The organism is Rahnella sp. RFA10(1/100) (genome assembly GCF_004195115.1).
GTDB lineage: Bacteria > Pseudomonadota > Gammaproteobacteria > Enterobacterales > Enterobacteriaceae > Rahnella > Rahnella perminowiae.
Genome location: NZ_SEWR01000001.1, coordinates 951,099 through 966,455, shown reverse-complemented (window position 1 = coordinate 966,455; position 15,357 = coordinate 951,099). Strand labels below are relative to the sequence as shown.

Annotated in this window: 15 protein-coding genes; 8 read left to right on the top strand and 7 right to left on the bottom strand. The window is 50.6% G+C overall.

Annotated features, from left to right (window positions below):
• Positions 1-4: 4 nt before the first annotated feature.
• Both ETV65_RS04250 and ETV65_RS04245 read right to left on the bottom strand, forming a co-directional pair.
• On the bottom strand, positions 5-862 hold the full coding sequence (locus ETV65_RS04250; RefSeq protein ID WP_129951690.1) for an HlyD family secretion protein: 858 nt from the start codon (positions 860-862) through the stop codon (positions 5-7).
• A 1-nt stretch (position 863) separates the two neighbouring features.
• Entirely contained in the window at positions 864-1,088 is a 225-nt protein-coding gene (locus ETV65_RS04245; protein ID WP_129952130.1) for a DUF1656 domain-containing protein, read from the bottom strand.
• A gap of 194 nt (positions 1,089-1,282) precedes the next feature.
• On the opposite strand from ETV65_RS04245, the gene slyA reads away from it, so the two are divergent.
• A complete protein-coding gene (slyA, locus tag ETV65_RS04240) occupies positions 1,283-1,717 on the top strand; it encodes a transcriptional regulator SlyA (protein WP_129951689.1) in 435 nt (144 codons plus the stop codon).
• Between the two features lie 111 nt (positions 1,718-1,828).
• Here slyA and ETV65_RS04235 read toward each other — a convergent pair whose 3' ends face one another.
• Complete coding sequence (locus ETV65_RS04235; RefSeq protein WP_129951688.1) at positions 1,829-2,299, bottom strand: glycine zipper 2TM domain-containing protein; 471 nt, start codon at positions 2,297-2,299, stop codon at positions 1,829-1,831.
• Positions 2,300-2,695: 396 nt separating this feature from the next.
• Between ETV65_RS04235 and anmK the strand changes: the two genes are divergently transcribed.
• The 5 genes from anmK to pdxY all read left to right on the top strand — a co-directional run bounded on the left by anmK (position 2,696) and on the right by pdxY (position 7,505).
• Positions 2,696-3,814: an anhydro-N-acetylmuramic acid kinase gene (gene anmK / locus ETV65_RS04230; protein ID WP_129951687.1), complete on the top strand. Its 1,119-nt coding sequence runs from the start codon at positions 2,696-2,698 to the stop codon at positions 3,812-3,814.
• An 84-nt stretch (positions 3,815-3,898) separates the two neighbouring features.
• Positions 3,899-4,210, top strand: coding sequence for an MliC family protein (locus tag ETV65_RS04225; protein ID WP_129951686.1), 312 nt, complete (start codon positions 3,899-3,901; stop codon positions 4,208-4,210).
• 228 nt (positions 4,211-4,438) lie between these two features.
• Positions 4,439-5,104 carry a pyridoxamine 5'-phosphate oxidase gene (pdxH, locus tag ETV65_RS04220; RefSeq protein ID WP_129951685.1) on the top strand — a complete coding sequence of 222 codons (666 nt, stop codon included), beginning with the start codon at positions 4,439-4,441 and terminating at the stop codon, positions 5,102-5,104.
• 162 nt (positions 5,105-5,266) lie between these two features.
• Positions 5,267-6,541, top strand: coding sequence for a tyrosine--tRNA ligase (gene tyrS / locus ETV65_RS04215; protein ID WP_129951684.1), 1,275 nt, complete (start codon positions 5,267-5,269; stop codon positions 6,539-6,541).
• Between the two features lie 103 nt (positions 6,542-6,644).
• The gene (gene pdxY, locus ETV65_RS04210; protein WP_129951683.1) at positions 6,645-7,505 is read left to right on the top strand and encodes a pyridoxal kinase PdxY; all 861 of its coding nucleotides are present in this window, start codon (positions 6,645-6,647) and stop codon (positions 7,503-7,505) included.
• A 91-nt stretch (positions 7,506-7,596) separates the two neighbouring features.
• Here pdxY and gstA read toward each other — a convergent pair whose 3' ends face one another.
• From gstA to ETV65_RS04190, 4 genes are all read right to left on the bottom strand, one after another.
• Positions 7,597-8,202: a glutathione transferase GstA gene (gene gstA, locus ETV65_RS04205; RefSeq protein ID WP_129951682.1), complete on the bottom strand. Its 606-nt coding sequence runs from the start codon at positions 8,200-8,202 to the stop codon at positions 7,597-7,599.
• A gap of 168 nt (positions 8,203-8,370) precedes the next feature.
• Positions 8,371-9,237: a 4-hydroxy-tetrahydrodipicolinate synthase gene (dapA, locus tag ETV65_RS04200; protein ID WP_129951681.1), complete on the bottom strand. Its 867-nt coding sequence runs from the start codon at positions 9,235-9,237 to the stop codon at positions 8,371-8,373.
• 109 nt (positions 9,238-9,346) lie between these two features.
• A complete protein-coding gene (locus tag ETV65_RS04195; RefSeq protein WP_129951680.1) occupies positions 9,347-11,035 on the bottom strand; it encodes a GGDEF domain-containing phosphodiesterase in 1,689 nt (562 codons plus the stop codon).
• Between the two features lie 567 nt (positions 11,036-11,602).
• Positions 11,603-11,872, bottom strand: a complete 270-nt coding sequence (locus tag ETV65_RS04190) for a hypothetical protein (RefSeq protein ID WP_129951679.1) — start codon at positions 11,870-11,872, stop codon at positions 11,603-11,605.
• 304 nt (positions 11,873-12,176) lie between these two features.
• On the opposite strand from ETV65_RS04190, the gene ETV65_RS04185 reads away from it, so the two are divergent.
• Entirely contained in the window at positions 12,177-13,208 is a 1,032-nt protein-coding gene (locus ETV65_RS04185; protein WP_129951678.1) for an AraC family transcriptional regulator, read from the top strand.
• Positions 13,209-13,372: 164 nt separating this feature from the next.
• Positions 13,373-15,268, top strand: a complete 1,896-nt coding sequence (locus ETV65_RS04180) for a diguanylate cyclase (RefSeq protein ID WP_129951677.1) — start codon at positions 13,373-13,375, stop codon at positions 15,266-15,268.
• Positions 15,269-15,357 lie beyond the last annotated feature (89 nt).

The following is a 15,357-nucleotide window of genomic DNA, read 5'->3' as shown; positions in this document are numbered from 1 at the left end:
AGCCTTAATTGCGAATCGAAATGGTACAGGTCGTACCGGCAACCAGCACTTCATGTTCCGGCACATTTTCAAGTTTAATCCGAACGGGCACACGCTGTGCCAGACGTACCCATGGCACGTTCGGTTTCACATTCATCAGCAAATCTTCAGGGGTATCGAGACTCTGGTCATAAATAGCCCGCCCAATACTTTCGACCCGCCCCTGCAAAGGAATATTACCGTTAAATAACGTGATATCCGCCACGTTGCCTTCGCGAATATTTTTGAGTTTTGTTTCTTCGAAATATCCCAGAATGTAGAAAGAATGAATATCCACCAGCCCGACCAGAGGCGTTCCGGACGTGGCATAGTCTCCGCGGCGGGTTTGCAGATTGGTGATATAACCGTCGGCCGGTGCAACAAGAGTGGTTTTACTCAGGTTCCATTTGGCCTGTTCTAATGACGCCTGCGCCGCCTGATAAGCCGCCTGCATGGCTTTGGCGTTGATATTGGATTCATCAAGCGATTCGGCGGAAATAACATTGGTGCCAAGCCCTCTGCGACGCCGGGCTTCGTGACTGGCTTTGGCCAGGTCGGCCGCGGCTTTAGCTACCGCAGCTTCGGCATTATCTACCGCGATTTTAAAAGGCACAGGATCCAGACTGAACAGCGGATCTCCACTTTTAACAAACTGGTTATCATGGATATTTATTTCAATAATGCGCCCGGACACTTCCGGCGTGATATTGACAATCTCTGCACGGACTTTGCCGTCACGCGTCCAGGGTGATTGCATATAATAATTCCACATCCACCAGCCTGCGCAAATGGCGACCGCGAAAACCAGTACGGTAGAGAAGTATTTCAGTGTCTTAAATTTCATTTCAGAGGGTCACCATCAGCATCAGGGCGGCACAAATAGAGATCACAAAAAGAGATAAATCCATCAGAGTGGGATGCCAGACTTCACCGGAATAAATCCAGTCACGCAGCAGGCGATGTATCAAAAGCCAGAACACTAACCCCAGTAAAAATGCTTTGAACATCGGGGGGAAATAAAGTGAGGCACCCAGGACCAGATCCGGTAGCGGGAAGCCTGAGTGAAACATTTGCGCATTCACAATATTAATCTCTGCCGGTGATTGTGTTATAAACAAGCTTACCTTTGGAAGCAAAGACGCTGCTTCCGGATGCAATAGTACCTATCATTATATATAGAATTGTAATTTCTCAATTAATGTTCCTAAAACTAAGCTAAACTCTGGGGAGTTATCTTAGCATGCTAATTATAAGGAGGGGATAATTGGAATCGAATCTGGGATCAGATCTCGCACGATTAGTTCGTGCCTGGCGTGCGTTGATTGACGATCGGCTAAAACCGTTGGAACTCACGCAAACACATTGGGTAACACTTCATAATATCAATATGTTACCTCCGGAGCAGTCTCAGATTCAGCTGGCGAAAGCCATTGGAATTGAGCAACCGTCTCTGGTCCGTACACTCGATCAGCTGGAAGAAAAGAAGCTGATTACCCGTCAGACTTGTGCGAGTGATCGCCGTGCCAAGCGTATCAGACTGACTGAAGAAGCAGCGCCGATCATCAATGAAATGGAATCCGTTATTGATTCCACACGTAAAGAAATTTTATCCGGCATGTCTTCTTCCGAAATCGAACTGCTGGGCGGAATGTTGTCCCGGCTGGAAAAAAATATTGCTTCCCTGCAAAGCAAATCATAAAAATCGATTTTTTATTACGTCACACAGCGTTGTTTTTGATCGGACTGAAAAGAATTACCCATAAAAAAACCGAAGCCAGTGGCTTCGGTTTTTGCATTGAGGCTGTAAAAATCAGGCGCCAGGGGACACCGTAATGGTGCTGCCGCTGCTGGCCATGCTCACACGCTGGCCGACGCTGAATTTGGTTGGACCGGCTTTCTGAACCACCTGAATGGTTGTACCGTCATCACGACGAATTTGCAGTTCTACACCGTTAGAACGGTTAAGCGAACTTTGCACCCCCTGACCTGCTACGCCACCGGCGACTGCTCCTGCCGCAGTTGCCAGACTACGGCCGGTACCACCACCGACGGTATTGCCCAGGAACCCGCCTAATACAGCCCCTCCGAGCGCACCAACGATATTTGAATCATCTCCTCCCTGGATTTGCACTGCACGGGTGGACACGATGGTACCGTAGGTCACTTGTTGAATTTGCTTCGCCTGGGATGCGGAGTAAACATCGCCGGACAGAGAGTTATCACTGACGCAGCCAGCAAGGGAAACGCCGGCAAGTCCGATGACGAGTAAACGCTTAATCATAAATAGCTCCTTTATTATGCTGCTGCACACGTTTCAGAGTAGCGGCACCAACAGAGAAAAAACAGTACACAAGTTCAACATCAGTGTCGAAGGTGTCATATAACATATTTGTTTCACTTTCACCTAGTATACAGAAGGCCTGTTCAACTAATAATAAACGCAGGTTTACGTTTTAGACAGCGAATGGCTCAATCAAAATACCGGCATGTCATGTTGTTATTGGTGGCTTTTAGTACACAGATATTTTCAGTGATAAAAAACGTAACAAGAAAAACACGAAGTCATCACACGCTGTAATAAAAATTCAGTTACACATGGCGCTGCCCTTCAAATACCGATTACTCTGTGGTGATTACTTTGTCTGACAATTTTCCCGGAGAGTTAAGGATGTTATCTATGAAGTCAGGTCGTTATATCGGTGTGATGTCCGGCACCAGTCTGGACGGTGTTGACGTGGTGCTGGCCGCCATAGATGAGCACATGGTCGCGCAGCAGGCCAGCTATTCACATCCTATTCCTCTTACGTTGAAAAACGCCATCCTTGGCATGTGTCAGGGGCAACAGGTCACGCTTGAGCAGGTCGGGACGCTGGATACCCAGTTGGGAATTTTGTTCGGTGAAGCGGTTTTAGGTCTGCTGAAAAGCGCCAAAGTCTCGCCGGAAGAAGTGACTGCCATTGGTTGCCATGGGCAAACGGTCTGGCATCAGCCAAAAGGGGAGGCGACCTTTTCCATGCAGCTGGGGGATAATAACCGTATTGCAGCCATGACCGGCATTACTACCGTGGGCGATTTTCGTCGCAGGGATATGGCATGGGGCGGGCAGGGCGCGCCTCTGGTGCCTGCTTTCCATCAGGCATTGCTGGCCGACCCGGCCGAGCGCCGTATGATCCTCAATATCGGTGGCATCGCCAACCTTTCAATGTTACTGCCGGGCCAGCCGGTGCGGGGTTATGACACCGGCCCCGGCAATATGCTGATGGACGCGTGGATCTGGCGCCATCTCGCCCAGCCCTATGATAAAGGGGCTGAATGGGCACATCAGGGGCGGGTGAATTTACGTTTGCTTCAGCAGATGCTGTCTGATCCTTACTTTGCCGAACCGGCACCGAAAAGTACCGGTCGTGAATACTTCAATATGGGATGGCTGGAAAAACAACTGGCGCGTGCTTGTGAAATCTCCCCGGCGGATGTGCAGGCGACGCTGGCTGAACTGACTGCGGTAAGTATCGCCGAGCAGGTGCAACTGGCCGGTGGATGTGACCGGCTGATGGTGTGCGGCGGTGGGGCGCGTAACCCGTTACTGATGGCGCGGCTCTCCGCCATGTTGCCGGGCACGGAAGTTTGCACCACCGATGCCTGTGGTATCAGCGGTGATGACATGGAAGCGCTGGCCTTTGCCTGGCTGGCATTCCGTACGTTATCGGGTCAGCCGGGGAATCTGCCATCGGTCACTGGCGCAAGTCGTGAAACCCTGCTTGGTGCGATTTATCCGGTTGTTTCAACCCGTCCCTGATGCGTTCTCGGTTTTATCTCAATGTGTTGCGTGCGCTGGCATGGTAAATAAAAGGGATAAATCAAGAGCACCCGGGAGCACCGAATGAAAAAGGCAATTATCGCGACGTTAGCAGGTCTGACCCTGGCAGGATGCAGCCAGTTCAGCCACCAGACCGAAAGTCCCACTGAAGAATTACACTACCAGTGCGGCACCTTACCGTTAACGGTTACGCTGGATAAACCGGCTAAGCAGGTCAATATGGTTCTCGATGGTGAACAGCTGAAACTGAAACAGATTGACGCCGCTTCCGGCACGCAATACAGCGATGGCCGTTACACATTCTGGTCTAAAGGCGATCAGGCTTTTGTGCAGCGCGGTGAGAACGTCATCATCGACGATTGCGTTCAAAAATAAACCTATCCGTTATATTTCAGACTGCAGATGCGTTAGCCGCATTTGCTCACCCCGGTCACATAGTTATCTGTGCTCCCGGGGATCCCCACTTTGCCGCCTTGCTGCATTATCGTGGGCAGCGTCATTTTTGATAGCCTTCCTTTCTCTTCGCTGCATCAGGAACATTGAGATCCTGACGCGGCGGGTGCACAATGCGTTTACCTTCCTAAGATACGCAACTGAATCCATATGCCTGATAACAAAGAGTTTGATATTGCGGACTCGCGCCGCGAATACACCCGTGGCGGGCTGCGTCGTGCTGATTTAACCCCTGAACCCCTGCCTTTATTTGAACACTGGCTGAAACAGGCCTGCGATGCCCGTCTCGCTGACCCGACGGCGATGGTGGTAGCGACGGTTGATGAGCGCGGACAACCTTTCCAGCGCATTGTGCTGCTCAAGCACTACGACGAAAAAGGATTGGTATTTTACACCAATCTGGGCAGCCGTAAGGCGCAGCAACTGGCGAATAACTCGCGCATCAGCCTGTTATTCCCGTGGCACATGCTGGACCGTCAGGTCATTGTGCTCGGTCAGGCCGAACGTCTGTCGACGCTGGAAGTGATGAAGTATTTCACCAGCCGGCCGAAAGATAGCCAGATCGGCGCGTGGGTATCGCAGCAGTCCAGTCGTATTTCGGCGCGCGGTGTACTCGAAAGCAAATTCCTCGAACTGAAACAGAAATTCAGCAATGGGGAAGTGCCACTGCCAAGTTTCTGGGGTGGTTTTCGCGTCAAAGTGGATTCGATGGAGTTCTGGCAGGGCGGTGAACATCGTCTGCACGACCGGTTCATTTATCAGCGTGATGAAGCTGAGACAGAAACTGGCTGGAAAATAGACCGCCTCGCACCTTAACCACGAAAAAACACGCGATTCCCTAGCGCTCGGGCGACGAGCGCTTTATTCTATGTCGTTTCCCGTAAAGGTGAGAGAAAGGGCACATGCGCGGCATGATGTCAGACATGAATCTGCACACATTCAGTACCTATTTCTGAGTACAAACAAACGGAGTCTTTGATGGCGAGCAGCAACCTGATTAAACAATTGCAAGAGCGGGGCCTCATTGCCCAGGTGACGGATGAAGAAGCGTTAGCAGAGCGACTGGCGCAAGGGCCAATTGCACTCTATTGCGGTTTCGATCCTACCGCAGACAGCTTGCATTTGGGACATCTGGTGCCTTTGCTTTGCCTGAAACGCTTCCAGCTGAACGGCCACAAGCCTGTGGCGCTGGTGGGTGGCGCCACCGGTCTGATTGGCGACCCGAGCTTCAAAGCCACCGAGCGTAAGCTGAACACCAATGAAACCGTGAACGAGTGGGTGGAAAAAATCCGTCAGCAGGTTTCGCCGTTCCTGGATTTCAGCTGTGGCGATAACAGCGCTATCACTGCCAATAACTACGACTGGTTCGGCGGCATGAACGTGCTGACTTTCCTGCGTGATATCGGCAAACACTTCTCTGTTAACCAGATGATCAACAAAGAAGCGGTGAAACAGCGTCTGAACCGCGATGACAGCGGTATCTCCTTCACCGAATTCTCGTACAACCTGTTGCAGGGTTACGATTTTGCATCCCTTTACGATCTGCACAAAGTTGAGCTGCAAATCGGCGGTTCAGACCAGTGGGGCAACATCACGTCAGGTATCGATCTGACCCGTCGTCTGCACCAGAAACAAGTGTTCGGCCTGACCGTTCCGCTGATCACTAAATCTGATGGCACCAAATTCGGTAAGACCGAGGGCGGCGCAGTCTGGCTGGATCCGAAGAAAACCAGCCCGTACAAATTCTACCAGTTCTGGATCAACACCGCAGATGCCGACGTTTACCGCTTCCTGAAGTTCTTCACCTTCATGAGCATTGAAGACATCAATGCGCTGGAAGAAGAAGACAAAACCAGCGGCAAAGCGCCACGCGCGCAGTACGTTCTGGCCGAAGAAGTGACCGGTATGGTCCACGGTGCAGAAGGTCTGGCGGCTGCAAAACGCATCACGCAAAGCCTGTTCTCCGGCTCCCTGAGCGAAATGACAGAGGTCGACTTCGGCCAGCTGGCGCAGGATGGTCTGGAGCTGTTTGAAGTGCCACGCGATACGGATCTGCAACAGGCGCTGGTCATCGCCGGTATGGCACCGTCGAAAGGCCAGGCACGTACCCTGATTTCGTCTAACGCGGTTTCTGTAAACGGCGAAAAGCAGACGGATACAGAATACAGCTTCGCTGACAGTGACCGCCTGTTTGGTCGCTATACTTTGCTGCGTCGCGGTAAAAAGAACTACACACTGTTGCTCTGGGCATAAGCCTCCGGTCGGTAGAACGGGGGGCTGTGAGGCCTCCCGCTTTCGTTCACTGATATCAGTAATCCCGCCATCTCCCCGATGACGTTACAATCGGAAGTTCTTCATGAAAAGCATTCTTTCTATCCAGTCACATACGGTTTTCGGACACGCAGGTAACAGCGCGGCGGAGTTCCCTATGCGCCGTATGGGCGCAAACGTTTGGCCGCTGAATACTGTGCAGTTTTCTAATCATACGCAGTACGGACACTGGACCGGCTGCGTGATGCCGGCCGCCCATCTGACCGAAATCGCGCAGGGGATTGCAGAAATTGACCGTCTGAAGGATTGTGATGCGGTACTGAGCGGCTATATCGGTTCACCGGAGCAAGGACAAAGCATTCTTGAGATTGTCCGTCGGGTGAAGGCTGCGAATCCGGACGCCTGGTATTTTTGCGATCCGGTGATGGGACATCCTGAAAAGGGATGTATTGTGGCGCCGGGCGTTGCTGAGTTCCACTGCAACCAGGCGCTGGTTAACTGCGACATAATCGCCCCAAATCTGCTGGAACTTGAACTGCTGAGCGGCCACGCGGTGGCAAGCGTTGACGAAGCCGTCGCCACCGCGCGGGAGCTGATCAGCAAGGGCCCGAAAATTGTGCTGGTGAAACACCTGAGTCGTGCAGGCTATCACAGTGACCGATTTGAAATGCTGTTGGTGACTGCAGATGAAGCCTGGCATATTGACCGTCCGCTGGTTGATTTCGGTGTCCGTCAGCCGGTTGGCGTGGGCGATCTGACCAGTGGTTTATTGCTGGTGAATCTGCTCAAAGGTGAAGCACCAGATAAAGCGCTGGAGCATGTGACCGCTGCTGTTTATGAAGTCATGCTTGCCACGCATGCAATGGGTGAATACGAGCTGCAAATCGTGGCGGCGCAGGACAAAATGGTTAAACCTGAGCATCACTTCCCGGCGGTAAAACTGTAAGCACTGCCTGAACACCTCTTTTCCTGAATACACAAAAACGCCCCGTGCTGTTGCAGCCGGGGCGTTTTTTGTGATCACATCGCGAAAGCGATTATTTCAGGCCTTCAGCCGACAGCGCGGCATCAACAGCCGGACGTGCGGCAACGCGTTCGAGATAAGCATTCAGTTCAGTCAGTGCGCTCAGATCAAATTTCAGCGCTTTGGCCCAGCCCATCACGGTAAACAGGTAAGCATCTGCCACGCTGAAACGCGCACCCAGCAGGAAATGATTGTCTTTCAGGCAGGCATTCACGTAAGCAAATTTTTTGCTCAGTGCTTCGCGGGTTAATGTCTTGAACTCTTCCGGCGTTTTGGGATTAAACAATGGCGAGAAACCTTTATGCAGCTCAGTTGCAATGTAGTTCAGCCATTCCAGCGCGTGATAACGGGCCAGTGTACCGGCTTCCGGCATCAGCTGGCGGTCTGGTTTCTGGTCTGCCAGATACTGCACGATAGCCACACCTTCGGTCAGAATACTGCCATCATTGAGCAACAGAGTGGGGACCTGCCCCTTTGGATTCACTGCCAGAAAATCATCACCGGTTTCGGTTTTCCGGGTTGCCAGGTCCACTTTCTCAATGCTGAAGTCCAGACCCGCTTCACGCAAGACGATATGGGGGGAAAGGGAACACGCACCGGATTTATAATACAGTTTCATAAACACTCCATTGAATGGGCAACACATCTCACCCCGCAGTTTCATAGGGACGCAACAGGGCTATATAAAAACTGCTTCTATCCTAGAACCGGCGGGAGCAAAAGTCAGCGTTTTAATTGTGACAGTGCGTCCGGTGATTCATCTTCTGATGAACTCAACCGTCAGTTCTCAGCGCGAGTGCTGATTCAGAAAGTCCCGCACCGCCAGTTCAACATTTTCCGGTGCAGGCAGCATAGGAGAACGCAGTTCGTTATCCATTAACCCGTCCAGTGATAACGCGTATTTGATGGCCGCCGGATTGGGAGCAGAAAACATCAGCCGGATCATCGGCAGTAAGCTAAAGAAGGTTTTACGCGCTGCAGCCATATCCTGCTCTTTGAACTGCTTTATCAGCTGAACAAACTCTTCCGGGAAGATATGTGACGACGCGGCAATCGCCCCTTTACCGCCCAGGCTCAGGGTGGAAAATATCTGTACGTCTTCGCCACACAGCACGTCAAGTTCTCCGTCAGCAATCAGCGAAAGCGTCAGATCTATGCTCCCGCCGCAATCTTTGACGGCTGTAATACGGGGATGTTTGGCCAGCTGGCGGAATGTGTCCAGCTCCATCTGTACGCCGGTACGATAAGGAATATTGTAAAGCACCACCGGCACTGTGGCGTGATCTGCAATTTCTGTAAACCAGGCGACCAGCGCGGCCTGAGAGGGACGAATATAATAGGGCGCGGGGATCAGTAAACCGGCAACCGGACGGCGTAAAATCGCCTCCTGCATTTCACGGATAACGGGCATATGCGTGCCTGATAGTCCCATGATCACCTGGCGGGCTGGCACTACCTCCAGCACCGCATCCAGAACCTGCAGTTGTTCTTCTTTGGTGAGCATAGGGGCCTCACCGGTTGTACCACACACCACGACGCCGTCAACGCCCCGTTTGAGCAGCCGGGTGCACAATGATTTCAGCGCAGTAAAATCAATCTCACCCTGATGAAAAGGCGTGACCAGCGGGACCCAGATACCTGAAAACGATGACATGATGTGATTCCTTAAACGGCGTGATTTATCAGCCTCGGATCATGTCAGTAAAACAGGGACGAGCGCCAATTGAATGAATTAATAAGGTGTTTTGAGTTATCTATGGTGCTTATAAATCGTTGAGCCAGATACGGGATAACATGTTCATTTCATCGCTCAGTAAAGTTTTTAACACATCAACCGGCACGGGGCGGGAGAACAGATAGCCCTGGAGATGTGAGCAACCTGCTGATACTAAAAAGGATTTCTGCAACTGATTTTCGACGCCTTCGGCAATGACGTTGAGATGCATTTTATTACCAAGCTGGGATACGGCAGAAACGATCGCGGCGGTATCATTCACTTCTGTGACATATTGCACAAATGAACGGTCAATTTTCACGCTGTCTACCGAAATATCTTTCAGCAAACTGAGGCTGGAATAACCCGTACCGAAATCATCCAGCGAAACCTTAACCCCAACCTTACGTAATTTAGCGAGATGGCTGAGGCTGGTCTCGTTGGCATTCATGACGGACGTTTCGGTCAGTTCAAGTTCGAGTCGAGAAGGCGGGAAATCTTCCTCAGCCAAAACCGCCAGAATACGCGGCCCGAAATCCTGTTCACCGAGCTGAACGGCTGAAACATTGATCGCCAGATTAAGCCGCTCAAAATTTCTGATATCGCGACATGCCTGACGCAAAACGATTTCACCGAGCTGAATCACCAGCCCGGTTTCTTCGGCCAGAGCGATAAACTGTACCGGCGAGACCTGTCCGAGCACGCCGTGGTTCCAGCGTGCCAGCGCCTCAACGCAAACGACCTTCTCATCACGGCTGCGCAAAATAGGCTGATAAACGCAGGTCAGATCGCCTTCTCTGGCCAGCGACTCCGCCAGCGCTTTCACCATAATGCGTTTACTGACGCTGCTGGCATCAAGTAATTCAGAATAAAACGAAAACATATTTTTGCCGCGCTGCTTGGCTTCCAGCAGCGCCGTATTGCCGCGGCGCATGATCTCGCCGGCGGTAATATTCTCTGCGCCAAACATCACAATGCCGAATGAAATTGTCATCATCGGATTGGCCCGCGTCAGCGTAAACGGCTGGCGCATCATCACCAGTATTTCCAGCGCCAGATTATTGGCCATTTCACTGGTCGGACTATTGCGCAGAATAATCGAGAATTCATCACCACCAATGCGCGAAACCGTTCCGCTGTTGCCGACTTCATTACGCAGACGCTGGCCGAATTCACAGAGAATGGCGTCACCTGCCTGATAGCCATATGTGTCGTTGATGTAATTGAAGTCGTTGAGATTAAGCAGGAAGAGGGCGTGAGGTTCAGGGCGATACATGCGCTGGGCGGCAATCTGGCTAAGCTCCTCACTGAGCGCCGTCCGGTTGGGCAGGCCGGTCAATACGTCATGACGGGCAAGGTAGCGGATCTGCGCTTCTGAGTTGCGCAAAAGCGAAATATCCATAATGGAGGTCAGAATGAAATGCCGTGCCTCCAGCGTAACGCGCGATTTACGCACCAGCACATTGCGGCGGTTACCTGATGGGTCAACCAGCGTTTCTTCGTTGACCGTTTTTTCGCCGGTTTCCAGAACTTCGATATCGCGTTCACGCTGCCGTGCCGCTTGTTCAGGATCCGTAAAAAAAGAAACCTCCTGACCAATCAATTCTTCCCGTGAACGCCCATAAAATTCGCTGGCTTTCTGATTAAGGAATACCAGTTTACGCTCATTATCTTTAAGGACTGTTGCTTCGGGAAGCGCATCAAGAACTGCCTGGCATATCGCAATATCTGTAAGCATGAGTTAAATACCCCGGGCAGAAAATGAGTGTGATGTGGCACTGTATGTTAACCAGTAAACTCATAAGATTGTTTTTTCCAATTATTACTCACAATTGGATGAGAATATTACCGTTGTTTTTAAATTTTAAAATTCAATTGGTTATCACGCACTAAGTAAGGTATTCGATATATTATTCGGGTGAATAACGATCAACTTAGTTCAATGCGTTTTTTAGCGACGAATTTTAGCAGTTACAAAGCATGATCTGCCTGAATGAATAAGTGCGGGCTCGCATCCTGTTCAGGTATCACCGGATGCCATACTGATACTGAGCGTTACCAGCATATTATGCTGCGAATTCAGGGCTAACCAACGCTGATAGAAGCGGGCGAAAATGTCGTCAGTTAAGATCCCGCAAAAATTCGCTGAGCAAGTGTGTCAGAAATAAGCAATGAAAGAATATTACAGGTATGCAGGCGGTTATTCTGAACAAGCATAGGGACCGGACAGAGGCACTTTTATCCTATTGAGGAACGACTTTATAAACGGTGAAACGGAGAAATAAAAACAGCCTGGAATGAAGTATCAGAGATGCTTTTTAGTCCCAAATTTTTCATCCCATTCGCGTCGGTAACTGCGGGATTGTTTACGACCTTTCAGCCAGAGGAAAGTACACACTACACAGACGCCCGCTGAGAAAACAATGTTACGCATATCCTGATCATAAAAAATGACCAGCACACAGTCGAGAGCCGCCACAATCGCGAACCATTTATGCATGTGCGACTGCCTGCGGGTTTCTGCATTCATTCTTTTTAGCTGGCGTCCCTCATCCAGGACTTTTCTTTTTACCATCGCACGCCCCCGGTTTGAGTTGAGCCAATAATGTGACTGACAATTAATTAAGAATAGCAAACAGAAAACGGGTTTCTGCTGCGTAATATTAACTGATCCCGGAATTATTATCGCGAACAACATGTCAGTCTGATTCGTCAAATAGCACGGTTTACTGGCTGTTTTTGCACACTTTTAGAACGCCAGCACCCACTCAAAAATAGATTTTTTTTGGTGTAAAAGTATTACCAATTGCTGCTGAGGATTGATTTCACAGCCTGTAGTGGATTATCGTTTCGGAATTATCTTAATTTTCGGTGAGAAAATGGGCGATTCATCATCACGAAAGATCGTTGATAGTGCGAACATTTATCAGGATTTCGATACCCGTTTTTACGAATGGGAAGACGGAATGTCCAGCGCAGGTTTCAAACTTGAACTGCCCGATCGCCACCGGGAAGAGTTTGACTGGGGTGTCACCGGCTACAATTTCGGTCGGGTGATTGGCGGTGTGCTGACTGTCAGTGAGCATGATATCAACCGTCAGTACGGCAATCTGTTCTCAATGCCTGATCATATCGTCATTTTCATTGTGATCGTCGGCGGGATGGCGTGTCAGTGCTTCGGCGAGCGGTTCATGCTGAATCAGGGGGATATTCTGATCCAGGATATGTCCCAGCCGATTAAAATCCATGTGTATCCGGGCGAGCAGAAACCGCGTCTCGGTTCATATCAATACATTATTATGCCCAAGCACAGCCTGCATTTTAATGTTGATATCGCCTCGTTACACGGGAAGCGCATTCCTGCTGCCTCTCCGGTGAACATTATTCTGCGCAACCATTTTGCGACGATGGTGCAGGTTTTTGATCAGATGACCGAACAGGAAGTGCTGAGCACCGGTGAGGGCGCGGCGTCGGTATTCCTGCAAACCCTGCACCTGGTGGCGGGGAAAAAGGTGGAACATCCGTTTGAGCAAAGTGCACGTCTTGAGCGCATTTGTCTGTATATCGAAAAGCATCTCGGCAAACCGATCAGTATTGATATTCTGTGCAAAAATTTTGCTATTTCGCGCTCCGGGTTATATCGCCTGTTTGAACCGCTTGGTGGTATCGCGCAGTTTATTCGCAGCCGTCGGTTATTGCTGGCGAAGCGACTCCTGCGTACCTCTTCTATGTCTGATCAAAGTCTGGCTGCTATTGCGAGACAGTGTGGCCTGGAACTTAGCGCCTTACGTCGCTATTTCCATGAATTCTATGGCGCAACGCCTTCCGAAATGCGGGAGAAATTCCGCCGTGATGCTGAACAACTCGGGCAGATAGATGCCACCCATGTGAATTGGGTGGCTTCGCTTTAATGATCTGATTTGCCAATAATTGCTCAGAAAGTGTTAAATATTTACGTGTTTAGTGATCTGTCACTATTCTGATTTTTTCCTCCGCAGGGCGGAATCAGAGCCGTTTTTCCAGCCAAACGCGTAGACTCGGTGGAATAGTCATCAATAATCTTTGAGAGTGCATTATGTTATTCCCTCAACCGGCAGTTGATGAACCGGCTCGTCTTGCCATACTGGCTTCCCTGGGCATCCTGGATTCTCCCGGAATTGAGGAGATTGACCGTATTACCCGGATGGCTGCCCGGCAGTTTCAGGCTAAGGCTGTTGTAGTTTCATTGATTGACGCGGACCGGCAGTGGTTCCTTTCACACACCGGCGTTGACATTAAACAGTCTCACCGTGATATCTCATTTTGCGGTCATACCATTCTCGAATCCGGCCCGCTGATTGTCAGGGATGCCCGGCTCGATTTGCGCTTCCACGATAATCCGCTGGTCACCGGTAATCCCCATATCGTGTTTTATGCCGGTTGCGCCCTGCATTCGAAAGAAGGGGTGGCGCTGGGGGCATTATGTCTGGTTGATGACCGCCCCAGGGAATGGTGTGAGGAAGATCAGCAAACTTTGCTGGATATGACAGCGCTGGTTCAAAGTTATATTTTGCACCTCGAAAACCGGCAGTATACGGCGCGGGTAGAAGACAATCTGGCGAAAAGTGAAGCTTTGTTTGAACAGACATTTGCTCACGCTGCCGTTGGCTTCTCCTTAGTCGGACTCGACTGGCGCTGGCTGCGCATCAATCCGCAGGTATGCAATATGCTGGGATATGCCGAACATCAGTTGCGTGATTGTCTGTTGCAGGACGTGACCCATTGCGATGATCTTTATGCCGAAAACGTGCTGATTCCCCGTCTGCTTTCCGGTGAAATCAACAGCTTCAGCGTAGAAAAACTTTTACAGCGGGCGAACGGCAGTACGCTCTGGGTGACGCTGACGGCCTCACTGGTGCGTAATGTGACCGGCGAAGCCCATCACTACATTGTTGTTATCAGTGACATTACTGAGCGTAAACATATCGAACAGGCGCTGTATTCGCTGCAGGAGGATCTGGAACGCCGTGTGGCTGACCGCACGCATGAGTTACAGGTGACAATGGAACAGCTCCATCAGGAAATTGCGCGGCGTCTGACCCGTGAACAGGAGCTGACGGAAAGCAAAAAACGCCTCAGGGCCATCACTGATAATATCCCCGCGCTGATTTGCCATGTTGATGCGAATGAGCAATACACGTTTGTGAATCATTTCCACGCCAACTGGTATGGCGTCGAAGAGACACAGGTCTGCGGGAAGCAGGTCAGGGAGGTCGTGGGGGAGCACAGTTATGACAAGATTAAACCCTATATTCATCAGGTGTTGCAGGGCATGACGGTGAGTTACGAAATCGAATTGCCGGATTATTACCGCCATGGCAAAGGCGGCGTTTTGCATACCACGCTGATCCCTTGCGACGATATCCGTAATGGTTATTACGGCCTTTCAACCGATATCAGCGAAATAAAAGCGCTGCAGGCTCAGCTGGAATTTGAAGCAAATCACGACCCGCTGACCGGATTACCGAACCGGCGCGCCTTCCAGCAATCATTGAGTTATACCGCCGGACATCAGGAAAAAGCAGAAACCGACATCGCATTGCTCTTTTTGGATATTGATAATTTTAAAGTCTATAACGACACCTACGGGCACGAATTTGGTGATTTGATCCTGAAGTTTTTCGGTCATACCTTACGCGATAATCTGCGTTCGCAAGATATTGTGGCACGTCTGGCGGGAGATGAATTTACCGTTTTGCTGAGTCAGTTGAACAATACTGAAAATGACGTCAGCCGCATTTGCGTCAGTCTGATGAATGCATTGCACTCAATCGAGCATGTCGCAGGCGTCCCGGTGGCATTGTCTGCCAGTATCGGTGTGGCGATAGGCCGCGCACGCCAGCCTTTGCTGCCGGATACGCTGATGGCACGGGCCGATGCCGCGATGTACCGCGCAAAACAAAGTGGGAAAGGGCGATATTATTTAGGGTAAAAGTCTGTACAGATCGGCGTTTCTTAGGTTTGGATGATTATGTTGCAAAAACGCCTCCCGGAGGAGGCGTTGATAAACTATCGGCAGAG

What these genes read in the sequence shown, in the direction of transcription:
- ETV65_RS04250 (WP_129951690.1), bottom strand. Translation starts at nt 862, where the DNA reads ATGAAATTTAAGACACTGAAATACTTCTCTACCGTACTGGTTTTCGCG.
- ETV65_RS04245 (WP_129952130.1), bottom strand. Translation starts at nt 1,088, where the DNA reads ATGTTTCACTCAGGCTTCCCGCTACCGGATCTGGTCCTGGGTGCCTCA.
- ETV65_RS04235 (WP_129951688.1), bottom strand. Translation starts at nt 2,299, where the DNA reads ATGATTAAGCGTTTACTCGTCATCGGACTTGCCGGCGTTTCCCTTGCT.
- anmK (WP_129951687.1), top strand. Translation starts at nt 2,696, where the DNA reads ATGAAGTCAGGTCGTTATATCGGTGTGATGTCCGGCACCAGTCTGGAC.
- ETV65_RS04225 (WP_129951686.1), top strand. Translation starts at nt 3,899, where the DNA reads ATGAAAAAGGCAATTATCGCGACGTTAGCAGGTCTGACCCTGGCAGGA.
- pdxH (WP_129951685.1), top strand. Translation starts at nt 4,439, where the DNA reads ATGCCTGATAACAAAGAGTTTGATATTGCGGACTCGCGCCGCGAATAC.
- tyrS (WP_129951684.1), top strand. Translation starts at nt 5,267, where the DNA reads ATGGCGAGCAGCAACCTGATTAAACAATTGCAAGAGCGGGGCCTCATT.
- pdxY (WP_129951683.1), top strand. Translation starts at nt 6,645, where the DNA reads ATGAAAAGCATTCTTTCTATCCAGTCACATACGGTTTTCGGACACGCA.
- gstA (WP_129951682.1), bottom strand. Translation starts at nt 8,202, where the DNA reads ATGAAACTGTATTATAAATCCGGTGCGTGTTCCCTTTCCCCCCATATC.
- dapA (WP_129951681.1), bottom strand. Translation starts at nt 9,237, where the DNA reads ATGTCATCGTTTTCAGGTATCTGGGTCCCGCTGGTCACGCCTTTTCAT.
- ETV65_RS04195 (WP_129951680.1), bottom strand. Translation starts at nt 11,035, where the DNA reads ATGCTTACAGATATTGCGATATGCCAGGCAGTTCTTGATGCGCTTCCC.
- ETV65_RS04190 (WP_129951679.1), bottom strand. Translation starts at nt 11,872, where the DNA reads ATGGTAAAAAGAAAAGTCCTGGATGAGGGACGCCAGCTAAAAAGAATG.
- ETV65_RS04185 (WP_129951678.1), top strand. Translation starts at nt 12,177, where the DNA reads ATGGGCGATTCATCATCACGAAAGATCGTTGATAGTGCGAACATTTAT.
- ETV65_RS04180 (WP_129951677.1), top strand. Translation starts at nt 13,373, where the DNA reads ATGTTATTCCCTCAACCGGCAGTTGATGAACCGGCTCGTCTTGCCATA.